Annotated in this window: 12 protein-coding genes; 5 read left to right on the top strand and 7 right to left on the bottom strand. The window is 62.0% G+C overall.

Annotated elements, in window-relative coordinates; all coding sequences use genetic code 11:
- Positions 1-96 precede the first annotated feature (96 nt).
- Together FB009_RS03060 and FB009_RS03055 are read right to left on the bottom strand one after the other, a co-directional pair.
- Positions 97-612 (bottom strand): DUF2243 domain-containing protein, encoded by a 516-nt coding sequence (locus FB009_RS03060; protein WP_011969625.1) that lies wholly within the window; start codon positions 610-612, stop codon positions 97-99.
- Between the two features lie 19 nt (positions 613-631).
- Entirely contained in the window at positions 632-1,522 is an 891-nt protein-coding gene (locus FB009_RS03055; protein ID WP_018210124.1) for an MBL fold metallo-hydrolase, read from the bottom strand.
- Between the two features lie 484 nt (positions 1,523-2,006).
- Between FB009_RS03055 and FB009_RS03050 the strand changes: the two genes are divergently transcribed.
- From FB009_RS03050 to FB009_RS03030, 5 genes are all read left to right on the top strand, one after another.
- The gene (locus FB009_RS03050) at positions 2,007-2,933 is read left to right on the top strand and encodes an amidohydrolase family protein (protein ID WP_011969627.1); all 927 of its coding nucleotides are present in this window, start codon (positions 2,007-2,009) and stop codon (positions 2,931-2,933) included.
- 39 nt (positions 2,934-2,972) lie between these two features.
- Positions 2,973-3,905, top strand: coding sequence for an amidohydrolase family protein (locus FB009_RS03045; protein ID WP_011969628.1), 933 nt, complete (start codon positions 2,973-2,975; stop codon positions 3,903-3,905).
- Positions 3,906-4,054: 149 nt separating this feature from the next.
- Positions 4,055-5,428: a UbiD family decarboxylase gene (locus FB009_RS03040; protein WP_011969629.1), complete on the top strand. Its 1,374-nt coding sequence runs from the start codon at positions 4,055-4,057 to the stop codon at positions 5,426-5,428.
- Positions 5,429-5,457: 29 nt separating this feature from the next.
- The gene (locus FB009_RS03035) at positions 5,458-6,090 is read left to right on the top strand and encodes a UbiX family flavin prenyltransferase (RefSeq protein WP_011969630.1); all 633 of its coding nucleotides are present in this window, start codon (positions 5,458-5,460) and stop codon (positions 6,088-6,090) included.
- Positions 6,091-6,169: 79 nt separating this feature from the next.
- Positions 6,170-7,561: a nucleobase:cation symporter-2 family protein gene (locus FB009_RS03030; RefSeq protein WP_011969631.1), complete on the top strand. Its 1,392-nt coding sequence runs from the start codon at positions 6,170-6,172 to the stop codon at positions 7,559-7,561.
- Between the two features lie 210 nt (positions 7,562-7,771).
- Here FB009_RS03030 and FB009_RS03025 read toward each other — a convergent pair whose 3' ends face one another.
- The 5 genes from FB009_RS03025 to FB009_RS03005 are packed head-to-tail and all read right to left on the bottom strand — an operon-like array spanning position 7,772 to position 13,304.
- Positions 7,772-8,812: a CobW family GTP-binding protein gene (locus tag FB009_RS03025; protein ID WP_018210123.1), complete on the bottom strand. Its 1,041-nt coding sequence runs from the start codon at positions 8,810-8,812 to the stop codon at positions 7,772-7,774.
- Positions 8,812-11,130: a xanthine dehydrogenase family protein molybdopterin-binding subunit gene (locus FB009_RS03020; protein WP_018210122.1), complete on the bottom strand. Its 2,319-nt coding sequence runs from the start codon at positions 11,128-11,130 to the stop codon at positions 8,812-8,814. The genes FB009_RS03025 and FB009_RS03020 overlap by 1 nt, the downstream gene beginning before the upstream one ends.
- Positions 11,127-11,612, bottom strand: a complete 486-nt coding sequence (locus FB009_RS03015; protein ID WP_011969634.1) for a (2Fe-2S)-binding protein — start codon at positions 11,610-11,612, stop codon at positions 11,127-11,129. The genes FB009_RS03020 and FB009_RS03015 overlap by 4 nt, the downstream gene beginning before the upstream one ends.
- Positions 11,609-12,472: an FAD binding domain-containing protein gene (locus FB009_RS03010; RefSeq protein WP_011969635.1), complete on the bottom strand. Its 864-nt coding sequence runs from the start codon at positions 12,470-12,472 to the stop codon at positions 11,609-11,611. The genes FB009_RS03015 and FB009_RS03010 overlap by 4 nt, the downstream gene beginning before the upstream one ends.
- A gap of 52 nt (positions 12,473-12,524) precedes the next feature.
- Positions 12,525-13,304, bottom strand: a complete 780-nt coding sequence (locus FB009_RS03005) for a GntR family transcriptional regulator (RefSeq protein WP_011969636.1) — start codon at positions 13,302-13,304, stop codon at positions 12,525-12,527.
- Positions 13,305-13,348 lie beyond the last annotated feature (44 nt).

Here is a 13,348-nt window from a genome sequence, read left to right as displayed (position 1 = left end):
GCAAGTCCTGCGGCGGTTTTAATATGCGCTGGGTCGCAGAACAACGGCGATACCACGCATTACTGTCATCCGGTGCGAGTTGACGTTTACTTTGCTTCAGCCGGAAGCCCGCCGGCCGGACCGGTAGAGAGCCCATCCGGCAATCAGCATCACGGCCCCCCAGAGGAGAAAGCCGATGTCCCAGTAGACCCACTGATCGCGCGGCACCGTCTCGTTGACATGGTGGAGTCCAAGCAGCTGATGGTTGACCATGCCCTCGACCAGGTTGAAGGCGCCGAAGCCCATAAGAAAGCTGCCAGCCATCAGCCTGGCCGACCAATGCAGGCGCCTGCGGTGCGCACTGCGCCACAAAACCACCACGCCCAGGACGACGAAGATGTATGTGGCCGCGTGAAAGAGGCCATCGAAAAACGTGTTCAGCTTCAGGTTTTCCAGGCTGTCGGGGGGAAAACCTGCGCTGCTCAGCATGTGATGCCACTGAAGCACCTGATGGAGAACGATGCCGTCGAAGAAGCCACCAAGGCCCAGACCGAGCAGAATTCCGGCTGCGGCAGGGAATTCTCCGTTGCCTTGTCGGGTGTTGTCCAATGCCGGCCATCCTTTCAGCAGCACACGGCAAAATCGGCGCGCCTCAGGGAGCTCGATAGGCTGAATCCGTATCGACGGGGTTTTCGACATATTTCCCTTCAGGCGGCACCGCGAGATGGTCGAAGTCTCGCGCAAGCTCGGCAAGTGCCATGCGCATTTCCTGGCCGCGCATAGCGGGTCCGTGCCCCGTGACGGCAAGCTCGGGCCGGAGCGATGCAAGCGCCTCGACCGACATGCGCGCCTTTGCCCAGTCCACGGTGTAGTACATGGGCGGGCCATGCATTTCCGGGCTTTGGACCGCGACGGCATAGGCCGACTCCTGCCGCGTCGTAATGAAAGCATCTCCCGCGACGACGATCCGGTCGGCTTCGCGCCAGAGAGAAACGTGGCCGGGCGTGTGGCCCGGCGTATGAAGCCAGCGCCACCCGGGCATATGCGGTACGCTGCCGTCGGCCGGCAGCGGCTCTAGCCAACGGCCCACATTTACCGGTCCACGGGGAAAGAGCGGGGAAAGGAGCGACATCAGCCCTCCCCCGACCGAGGAATCCGGCGGAGGATAGGCCGCACGCCCGTCGAGATAAGGCTGCTCCAAAGGATGGGCGAAAACCGGGACATCCCACTCATCGGCAAGGTCCTCCAGGGCTCCTATGTGATCAAAGTGGCCATGGGTCATGACGATCGCCGCCGGCCGCGCATCAGACCCGAAGCGCTCCGCCGCAGCCTGCTTGATAAGCGCTCTTGTTCCGACCACACCGGCATCGATAAGCACCCATCCGCGGTCGCCGCAGCCGGGCTCTCCGAAGAAAATCACGTTGACGATCGCAAGCCGCCGGTAAGCGAGGTCCCGCGCAATTTCCTGCGTCCCGTCGTCACGCGCTGCGTCGGATTGCGGCTTGTCGGCGACTGCCGACGGGCCGAGCGGTATCTGAGCCATATCGCATCTCCTCGCCAATCAGGCCTGCCTAACACGTCTACCGGTCAATGGTTCCCGGCACCTATCCGCAGGCGGTTGGCGGTTGCGAATAGCACGCGGCCAGGCCATTCTAGTGCCCAGGCTCAATACTGCTTGCATGGAGCAACCGCTCCACCAGTATCGGCAGAAACGATTGCACGGTTCAGCTCGGGATTGTATTCTTTCGATCTATTTATTAATTGATCAGTTTGATGAAACCTTCTTTTCATTTCGCCTAAGCTGTTTTAATGTTCTCCACGTCAGTAGAAGCGGTCAGCCGCGTTAGTATCTAACGATACAACATCCGGTCGGGAATTGCTGGCATGCGATCGCGCAGACCGCAGCCCGACGGACCTTTCTGACCTCGCCTTCAGCAAAGTTGACGTCGAACTCCGGGGCGCCTCGCTCACGGGCAATCCTCGGAATTTGCCCGTGAATCGGTTTGACGGCAACTTTGGAGAGACTGATGATTATCGACATTAGCTGCTACCCGACCAAGCTTGTGGATCTGGCCTGGCGGCACGATGGCGAGCCGTTTACAGGTGAGCGCCTCCTCAAGATGATGGACGGCCCTTATTATGTGAATGGGAAGCCGCGCCGCATCGACAAAGCCTTCATTCAGCCGCCGCAGGGCAATACGATCTACACCGACGGCTACGGCGATCTGACTGGCAAGGCGGCGATCCGGGACTACATGTCCTACACCGTCGAGCTCGTTCAGAAATATCCGGACCGCTTCATCGGCTGCTTCGTCTACAACCCTCGCTACGGCACGCAGAACGGCGCCGAAGAGATCGAGCACCACGCCAAGGAATACGGCTTCAAGATGGTGCAGCTCCAGGCGAACATGCACGCCTACCGCCCCGACCGGGCGCTCGACTGGTTGCGCCCCGCGATGAGGAAATGCGCCGATCTCGGCCTTATCGTGAAGGTGCACACCGGCGACGGCCCCTACAGCATTCCGACCGAATTCTACCCGATCATCCGCGAGTTTCCGTCGGTCAATTTCGTCCTCGGGCACTTCGGCGTGCAGACGGGCGGGGTCTACGTCTTCGAGCCGTTCCAGATGGCGATGGATGCGCCGAACATCTATGTGGAGTCGGGCTGGTGCCTGCAATCGCGCATCGTCGAATTCGCCAAGGAACTACCCAAGCACAAGCTCCTGTTCGGCACCGACACCCCTCCGAACGAACCGGGGATGTGGCTGCGGCTACTCGAGGTCCTGTGCCATGAACCGCCGCAGGGACTGAACCTCGACGAGGACACGCTCGAGGACTACCTCGGCAACAATATCGGACGGATGATCGGTCTCGATCCGACCCCGCCTCCACGCAGCGTCGAAGAGGCGCAGGCGCGCCTCAAGGGCGCCCATGCCAGCCTTCAGCCGGCATGACGCTTCCGCACGCGTGCTTCATGAAATCGGAGAAATAAGATGATTATCGACACCCACCTCCACCCGACCAATCTGGTCGACGAGGCATGGCGCCACACCGGCACGCCTTTCAACGGCGAGCGCATGCTGAAACTGATGGACGGGCCCTACATGATCAACGGCAAGCCTCGCCGCATCGACATGGGCTTCATCCAGCCGCCGCCCGGCAATACCGGCTACCGAGACGGCAACCGCATGGGCCGCGAGGGCATTCGCGACTACATGGCCTATATCGCCGAACTTTGCCAGAAATACCCGGACCGCTTCATCGGCAACTTCAACTACAACCCGCGTTGGGGGCCCGAAAACGGCGCTGCAGAGCTCGAGTTCCATGTGAAGGAATACGGCTTCAAGATGCTGAAGCTGCACGCCAACATGCATGGCTACCGGCCCGACCGTGCCCTCGACTGGCTACGTCCTGCCATGAAGAAGTGCGCAGAACTCGGCGTCGTCGTGCTGATCCACACCGGGGATGGTCCTTATACCATTCCGACGATGTTCTACCCGATCATCCGCGAGTTCCCGATGGTCAATTTCATCATCGGGCACTTCGGCATCCAGACGGGGGGCAATTATTCGTTCGAGTCCTTCTGGATGGCGATGGATACGCCCAATGTTTACTGCGAGTCCGGGTGGTGCTTCCAATCCCGCATCGTCGAATTCGCGAAGGAGCTGCCGAAACACAAGATCGTTTTCGGAACGGACTCGCCGCCGAACGAACCGGGCATGTGGCTGCGCGAACTTGAGGTCCTCTGCCACGAACCGCCCCACGGGCTCGGGCTCTCGGAAGACGATCTCGAAGGCTACCTCGGCAACAACATCGCCAAGCTCGTCGGCATCGACCCTACCCCTCCGCCTCGCAATCTCGAGGAGGCCAAGGCGCGCCTCACCGACACTTATGCAGGACTGAGGCGCGAGCCTGCTCCCGCATGATGCGGCTAGTGACGGTGAACTCCGGGAATTGGAGCGGGATTCGGGCGGACTGACCGCGCGCAATTTCCTCATCCCGCTCCAGGGCAGCGGCTCCCTCCAAGGCCGCTGCCCGCTCATACGAAGTGAACGATACAGCAAAGGGCAGGGTTATGGAGTTCGGCAGCCAGGACGTCCGCTACTTTCTCCGGGAATACCAGAAGGCGTACCCGGAAGACGTACTCACCATCGAGGACCACATCACCGACGACCAGGACGCGACGGCATTCATCTGGAGGCTCAACCAGCAGGGCAAGGCGCCGCTCCTGCATTTCCGGAATGTCGAGGGTATCGCCTGCGAAGTGATCGCCAACACCTTCGGTTCGCGCGAGCGTATCGCCCGTATGTTCGGGACCTCCCAGGACCGGTTGCACGAAGCTTACCAGGCACGCTCTCGAAAGGCTCTGCCGCCGCGTCTGCTCGACAGCGGACCGGTGACCGAATGCGTCGAAGAAGGCGACATCGACCTGAACACGCTGCCGATGCTGAAGCATTTCGCGACCGACAGGGCGAAATACATTACCAGCGGCATCATCATCGCTGAGCATCCGGAAACCGGGGCCGGCAATCTCAGCTATCACCGCGCCATGATCCATTCGAAGAACGAGCTGGCGACGAGCCTGCATTCGCGCGGCCATCTGTGGCGTCTGCTCAACATGGCAAAGGACCGCGGCGAGAAACTGAGGGTCGCCATGGTCATAGGCGCACATCCCCTCTTCATGATTGCGGCATCGGCGCGCCTTGCATTCGGTGAAGACGAGCGCGACGTCGCCGGCGGCCTGCTCGGCGAGCCGCTGGAGGTCGTACGGACTCCCAGATATGGCATCCGGGTTCCAGCCTATGCCGAGATGGTCCTTGAAGGAGTGATCGAGCCCGAAGCCCAGGTTGCCGAAGGACCCTTCGGAGAGTTTACCGGCTACTCTTCCGACCGGTCGACAAACAATCTCTTCCGTGTCGAAACGTTCCTGCGCCGCAAGGACGCAATCCTGGTCAGCGTCGCCGGCGGCAACTCGTCCGAACATCTCAATCTCGGCCGCGTTCCGCGCGAGGCGGAGATGGTCGAAAAGCTGAAGCAGCGTTTCCCGAGCGTAACGGCGGTCCACTATCCTGCATCCGGCACGCATTTTCATGCTTATATCGCCCTCAACCAGACAAGGCCCGGCGAGGCCCGCCAGATCATGCTCGGCCTGCTCGGCTGGGACGCCTATCTGAAGACCGTCATTGCCGTCGACGCCGACGTCGACATCACGCAGGACTCCGAAGTTCTCTGGGCCATGTCGGCTCATTTCCAGCCGCACAGGGATGTCGTCATCATCGAGGGGCTGCCCGGCAACGCGCTCGATCCCTCGGCAACCGGCATCGGCACGACGTCCCGCATGGGTCTCGACGCGACACGCGGGCCTGATTTCCATGGCGTGCTCGCCAGGATCGACGACGCCGCCTTCGGCCGCGTTTCTTCGATCCTGGCGAAACTCGCTCGTCCATAGACTGACAACGACGCTTGGAGGATGCAGCGATGAAGGCGGACCGGGAACAGAGAAAACGGATCATCGTCGGCATTAGCGGCGCCTCCGGCGTCATATACGGCATCCGGCTGCTGGAGATCCTGCGCGATCTGGACATCGAGACCCATCTGGTGATGAGCCGCGCCGCCCAGATCACGCTTGCGATGGAAACGGACTTCAAGGTGGCCGAGGTCGAGGCGCTTGCCTGTCACGTCCACTCGAACAAGGACATCGGCGCCTCCTGCTCCAGCGGCTCTTTCCGCACCCTCGGGATGATCGTGGCGCCCTGCTCGGTCAAGACTCTTTCGGAAATCGCGACGGGCATGACATCGGGGCTGCTGTCCCGGGCGGCTGACGTCACACTGAAGGAACGCCGCCGGCTGGTGCTCATGCTGCGCGAAACGCCGCTGCACCTCGGCCATATTCGTTCGATGGCCCAGGTGACTGAAGCAGGAGCGATCATCTGCCCGCCCGTTCCGGCCTTCTATGCGCGTCCGCAGACGCTGGACGAGATGGTCAATCATACCGTGGCCCGCGTGCTTGATCTGTTCGACATCGATACCGGGCTCGCACATCGCTGGAGCGGGCGGCGCGCTGTCGTTCTGCCAAATCGATTTGAAGATGCCGACGCGAAGACGAGGTGAAGCAATACCGCTTGTTCGCCGGCCGGAGGAGGGTCGGATCAAGCGGAAGGTTCGTTGATAAGAAACGGGAGGAGCGAGAATGAATAAGGACTCGAAGTGTGATGCTATCGAAGAAATGTTTCCCGCGCCGAAGCTGGCGGCGCTCGGGCTGCAGCATGTTCTGGTCATGTATGCCGGTGCGATCGCGGTTCCCCTGATCATCGGCAGTGCATTGAACCTCTCGAAGGATCAGATTGCGATGCTGATCAGCGCGGATCTTTTCTGCTGCGGTATCGTCACGCTCATACAATGTCTTGGCATCTGGAACATAGGCGCCCGCCTGCCGATCATGATGGGCATTGGCTTCACCGCGGTCCCCCCGATTATCGCCACGGGCACGGATCCGGATCTTGGAATGCCGGGCGTTCTTGGGGCCGTGATTGCATCCGGCGTGTTTACGCTTCTGGCGGCGCCCTATTTCAGCCGCTGGGTTCGCTTCTTTCCGGCAGTGGTCACCGGGACGGTGATGCTGGTTATCGGCCTCTCACTGATGCGCGTCGGGGTAAACTGGGCGGCGGGCGGCCAGCCGATGATAAAGGGTCCGGACGGGCTCATTCCCAATCCGGCTTACGGCCAACCCTTTGCTCTTGCAGTCGCCGCCATCGTGCTGGTTTCCATTCTCCTGATGACCCGCTTCCTGAAGGGGTTTCTCGCCAACCTGGCTGTTCTCTTCGGCATAGGGATCGGGTTCGCGATAGCGGTCGCCTTCGGCAAGGTGGATTTCCAAGGCGTGGCGGATGCGAGCTGGGTCACGGTCGTGACGCCCTTTGCATTCGGAATGCCGGTATTCGACCTGTGGGCATCGGTCGCGCTGTGCACGGTCATGATCGTCATGATGATCGAAGCAACCGGCCAGATCCTCGCGGTCGGCGACATGGCTGGCCGCACGATCACCGAAGCCGACCTGGCACGCGGACTGCGTACGGACGGCATCGGCAATGTCATCGGTGGAATCTTCAACACCTTCACATACACCACCTATGCACAGAATGTGGGATTGCTCCAGATAACGGGCGTGATGAGCCGCTGGGCGGTCGCGGCAGGCGGCATCGTACTGATCCTTCTCGGCTGCCTGCCGAAGATTGCGTTCATTACCGCTTCCATACCGAGTTACGTCGTCGGGGGCGCCGCAATCGTGATGTTCGGCATGGTCTCGGCGACCGGCGTCAAGATCCTCTCCCGCGTCGATTTCGTGGCGAACCGCCGCAACCTCTACATTGTCGCCGTAAGCGTAGGGCTGGCGATGATTCCCGTCGTCGCGGACAAGATCTTTGCGCAGTTGCCGGAGTTCATCGACCGGTTCTTCCATAGCGGCGTGCTGGTCGGAACCTTCTCGGCGGTGCTGCTCAACCTGCTGTTCAACGGCATTCCCCGGCGGGAAGAGGTGCAGCCGGTTTTGCTCGGTGAAGGGGCCGTCCGGCATCCGGGGTAGATCACAGGAAAAGTATTCAACGGTTTGCCCGTGCGAAAGCGCGACATGCACCGCCCCGGCGATATCACCTGGGGCGGTGCGATCTTATGTAGCGTTGGCTGGCGGGTCGGATACCCCCTGCCTCCGGCCCGGTGGGATCCGCCGCGCAAGGACAAAGGAAATCCGCCGAAGCCTCCCGGCTTCGGCGGATTTTTCGTCATTCCCTCGGGATCAATTAACCGTTTCGCCGGCCGGGGTAAGGCAGCGCTTCAGACCTTCCTCCAGGACCGCCCGGTCGAGATTGCGGCCGATGAAGACCAGCTTCGAATAGGGCATATCCTTCCCCCAGACATGATCCGGACGGAAATCCATCAGCTTGTGCACCGCCTGGAGGACGAAGAAGCGAGGGTCTCCGGTGATCGCTATGATGCCTTTGGTACGGAATATGTCGTCGCCCTTTTCCCGAAGCAGGTCCGAGAGATATTCCGTCAGGCGATGCTGGTCGAAGGGCCGGTCGAAGACGAAGGATTCCGAGCTGACCGTCGCATCATGATGATGGTGGTGGTGATGACCGTGGTGGTGGTGATCGAGATCGAGCAGCTTGGCGCGTTCGGCAACATAGGATGGCGCGAAACCGGAAATGCCGAGGATGCTCGACAGGTCCACCTTGCCATAGCTCGAGCGTACGATTTCGGCCGTCTGGTTGAGCTTGCGCATGTCGCGTTCCAGAGGAGCGATCTCGCCATCCGATACGAGGTCGATCTTATTGATGATGATACGGTCGGCGGCGACGATCTGATCGACCGCCTGGTTGTCGCGCCCATCGAGAACGGGATCCTCGATATGCTGTCCGATATGCTTGGCGTCGACCAGGGTCACGATGCCGTCCAGCGTCACATGCTTGCCGATTTCATCATCGATGAAGAAGGCTGTTGCAACGGGGGTCGGGTCTGCCAGCCCGCTGGTCTCGACGAGGATGTGGTCGAACTTGTCCTTTCGGGCAAGCAGTTTCTGCAGGACCTCGATCAGGTCGTTGCGCACGTCGACGAAGCAGCAGATGCAGCCGTTCTTCATCTGGTAGATCTCTTCCTCCGAGGCGAGCACCAGGTCCGAGTCGACATCCACCTCGCCGAACTCGTTCTCGATCACGGCGATGCGGTGGCCGTGCCGTTCAGTCAGTATGTGGTTCAAAAGCGTCGTCTTCCCGGCACCGAGAAAGCCGGTCAGGATGGTGACGGGAATTTTGCTGTCCTGAAGATGGTTGGTCTGCATCACTGCCTCGTTTCGTTGGCTTTGGTCTTGAGCGCGTTCAACACTTGCTCGGGCGTTATCGGGTAATGATGGAAGCGGACGCCGATGGCGTCGTAGATCGCGTTGGCGATGGCCGGCCCGATCGCGATGATCGGATCCTCGCCGACGCCTTTGGCGCCGTATGGGCCGCCGGGATCCGGCGCCGTCTCGATGATGATGGTGCGGATGGACGGCATGTCCATCGACAGCGGCATCTTGTAGTCGACGAAGCTCGGATTGAGCGAGCGCCCGTCGGTAAGGTCGATGACGTAGTCCTCGCTGAGCGTGTGGCCGATGCCCTGCTGAATGCCGCCCTCGATCTGTCCTGCCGCGGCGATCGGATGGATGACCCTGCCGATCTCGTGTACCGGCACGACCTCCAGAACGGCGACCTCGCCCGTCTCCGTATCCACCTCGACTTCGGCGAAATGCGCGGCGAAGGAGTAGGACTTCGTCGGCATATAGGTACCGACGCCGACCAGTTGCACCGCCGGCATGCCCCGCTGCGGCCCCACGGCTTCGGAAAGCCGGAGGCTCTGGTTCGAGCCGTTGGCGACGACCACGAATCCATCGCGGATCGCGAGGTCGCCGGGCTCCGCCTTGAGCAGGGGGGCGGCGTGCTCGAGCACCTGCCTGCGCACGTCGGCCGCCGCGAGCTGCGCCGCCCGGCCGCCCAGATAAGTCGTGTGGCTGGCAAAGGCGCCGATGTCCCAGGGCACGATGTCGGTATCGCCCTGAACGACGGAGACGGCCTCGAACGGCACTCCGAGCTCTTCGGCGACGATCTGCGACAGCGCCGTATGCGCGCCGGTGCCAAGGCCAGCTGTACCGGTGATCAGGGTCACCGTGCCGTCCTCGTTCATTTTGACGATCGCGTTGCCCTGCTCCTTGATGCCGGGATAGGCGCTGGAGCCGTGCATTTCGCACCCGATCCCAATCCCGCGCCGCTTGACGGTTTCCGGCTTCTCGCGCCGGCGCAGTTCGTGCCAGTTCGTCTCTTCCATGACACGGCGGATACAATCCACCAGCCCATGGCCGACGATCGGATGCCCCGACGGCGCCATGTCGCCCTCGCGCACCGCATTCATCAGCTTGAACTCGGCCGGATCGAAACCGAGCTTCTCGGCCGCCTCGTCCATCATCAGGTCGAGTGCGTAATATGTCTGCACGACGCCATAGCCGCGAAAGGCCCCGGCGATCGGCGAGTTCGTGTAGATGCAGCGGCCTTCGAGACGCACATTTTCGCAGCGATAGAGCGAGGTCAGTGCAGCAGTGCCGACATTGGTTACGCCTGGACCGTGCGATCCGTAGGCCCCGGAATTGAACGTGACCCTGGCTTCGCGGGCGACGATGCGGCCATCCCTGGTGAAGCCCTGCTTGAGCCAGATCTTGCCGGGGTGACGCGAGCGGCCGCCCACGAATGTTTCCTTCCGGCTGAACTCCATCTTGACGGGGCGCCCGGTCCGGCGTGCAAGCAGCGCGCAGAGGAATTCGTTCTGAAACAGATCCTGCTTTGCGCCGAAGCCTCCGCCCATGTGGTCGACGATCACGCGCACCTTGTTCAGCGGCACGCCGAGCACTTCGGCGAGGGTGCCGCGGACCATGAAGGCACTTTGCGTCGAGGTCCACATGGTCAGCTTGCCGTTGCCGTCCCACTGGCTGACACAGACGTTCGGCTCCATATAGGCCGGAGTCGGGCGGCCGAGATCATATTCGCGCTCGATAACCAGATCCGCTTCGCCAAAGCCCTTGTCGACGTCGCCCCGCGTGACGAAGACCGGCGGCAGCACGTAATTCTGACCGAGGCCGTTCTCATGAATCGGCGGTGCCGCGGGATCCGATGCCGCTTCGATGGTGAAGAGGCCGGGCAGAGGGTCGTATTCGACCTCGATGAGTGCGACCGCCCGCTCGGCGATTTCCTCACTGACGGCAGCGACGGCGGCAACGCCCTCGCCCCAGTAGCGTACCCTCTCGTCCAGGATGTACTGGTCCTTTGTAACCGATGCCGAGCGTGGATGCGGCGAGCCGGCATGCAGCACGCGCGGAACGTCCTGGTGGGTCAGCACCGCCTTCACTCCTTGGAGCGCCAGCGCCTTGGACGTATCGATGCTTTTGATGCGCGCATGCGCGATGTTGCTGCGCTTCATCTTGGCATAGAGCATGCCGGGCAAAGCGACGTCTCCAGCATATCTCGCCGCCCCCGTCACCTTTTCCAGCGTATCGGAACGCTTGACGCTTTTGCCCACGACGGTGAAATCCCGTTCGGACAAATCTCTGTCGATTCTCTCATGCGTGTTCATAGCGTTCCCGCCCTTCTCAATTCCTCCGCCGTGGCCCTGACGGCATCGATGATCTTGGTGTAGCCGGTGCAGCGGCAGATATTGCCGGCAAGCGCGAAGCGGATCTCGTCCTCGCTCGGGTCCGGATTTTCGTCCAGCAGCGCCTTGGCCATCATGATGATGCCCGGCGTGCAGAAGCCGCACTGCGCCCCGCCGAATTCCATGAACTTCTGCTGCAGGGCGTGCGGCTTGTCATAGGCCGGCTGCAGGCCCTCGATCGTCTCGATCGCCGCCCCCTCGGCTTCGGCGGCGAGCACCAGGCAGGCATTGACCGGGCGACCGTCCATGATGACCGTGCAGGCACCGCAGTCACCGACGTCGCAGCCTTTCTTGGTTCCGGTGAGGCTGCCTTCGTTGCGCAGCGCGTCCAGCAGCGTGCGGTTCAGGGCGACGGAGAGTTCGCACGGCTCGCCGTTGACCGTCATCGAAACAAGCCGGTTCATTGCACACCCCCCATGGCGTAACCGATGGCACGGCGCGTGAGAACGCCGACCATGTCGCGGCGGTAGGCCGCACTCGCCCGCACATTGCCTATGGGCGTCGCCTCCTGCATGGCGCTTTCCGCAGCCTCGGCGAGCAGCGCCGCGTCGATCATGCGGCCCCTGAGCAGGTCCTCGGTCCTGCGCGCGCGGATGACGGTCGGAGCCACGGCCCCGAGCGCTATCCTAATGTCGGAACATTGTCCGGCGACATGTTCCATGCTGACGGCCACGCCGACGGTGGCGAGTTCCATCGCCTTGCGGCGGCCGTGTTTGATATAGGCCCGGCCGCTCGTCGGCCGCGGCGCCGGCATGGATATGCCCGTGACGATGTCTCCGGGGACGAGAACCGTCCGGCCCGGACCGGTGAAGAACTCATCGAGCGGAATGCTGCGCTCGGTGCCTCCACTATAGACGGAAAGGCTGGCGCCGTCGGCGATCAGAGGTGGAATGGTGTCGGCCGAGGGCGAAGCGCGGCAGATATTACCGACAACCGTCGCGCGATTGCGCACCTGGATCGAACCAAGGAGACTTACCGCCTTGGCGAGGTTCGGATAATTGCCGTTGACCGCCGGGGAGGTCTCGATCTCCCGGACCGTCACCAGCGCGCCGAAGCGAAGCCCGTTTGCCGGATCGTAGGCGAAATCCGTAAGGCCAGGTATTTTCTTGATGTTGACGATATGGTGCGCGCTGCGAAGGTCCTCCTTCAGCTCCACGAGAAGATCGGTGCCGCCGGCGATGATGCTTGCGTCCTTGCCCAGCCGCCTCAGAAGTTCGCTGGCCTCGGCAAGGGTGGCCGGCTCGTAATATTCAAACGGTTTCATGCATTTCTCCTCCCAGATAGCTGCGGTGAGCCGCCGCTCGCCGCGAATGGCTTCAATCGACGACGGGGCTTTCATCCGCCTGTCGTGCATTTCCGTCCGGCCCGTCGGCGGCCTGCGCGGAACGAAGCTCCTGCATGGCAGCAGCCCGCTCGGCGCCCAGTTCACGTTCCAAGGCGCGAAGATGCTCCATGTTGAGATGTGCGGCCCTTTCTCCGTCTCTGCTGGCGATTGCCTCGACGATCTCCGAATGCGCATGATTGCCGCAGAAGCGCGGCTCGGTTTCCGGCCGCGACCAGGACAGGAGCGGCTGGCGGTTGATGAGATCGCGTATGACGCCCGTCAGCACGTCGTTGCCGGCCATTTCCGCCAGGAGCACGTGAAACCGCCGGGACAGGTGCCGGGCATCTTCCATCCGTCCCCTTTCATAGGCTTCTCGCTCGTCCTCCACGAAGGCGCGCAGGCGTTCCAACTCGCCTTCCCCGATCGTCCCTGCGAGCTTCTTAACCGCCGCTGTCTCGATCACGATGCGCGCATCGAAGATCTGCCGGGCTTCATCGGGCGAGCACATCGCGATGGATGCGCCCTTGTTGGGGCTCAGTTCGACGAGGCCGGCATGCGCGAGGCGCATGAGCCCGTTGCGTATCGCCGACCTGCTGGCGCCGGAGGCAATGGCAAGCTCCCGCTCGATAAGTCTGGCGCCGGGAGCCACCCGATGATCCATGATCGCTTCGACAATGACCTGAACGACACGATGCTCGGCCTCCGGCCCGCTCATCGCGGCACCGGCAGGGGCGCGGTCTTTCTGACTCCTGAAAAAGGGCGACACGGCCATAGGAACTCTCTCCAGTTTCGATTGTCAACAATCTATACTTGGAG

Source organism: Sinorhizobium medicae, from assembly GCF_007827695.1.
Taxonomy (GTDB): Bacteria; Pseudomonadota; Alphaproteobacteria; order Rhizobiales; family Rhizobiaceae; genus Sinorhizobium; species Sinorhizobium medicae.
This window is presented reverse-complemented; position numbering and strand designations above follow the sequence as displayed.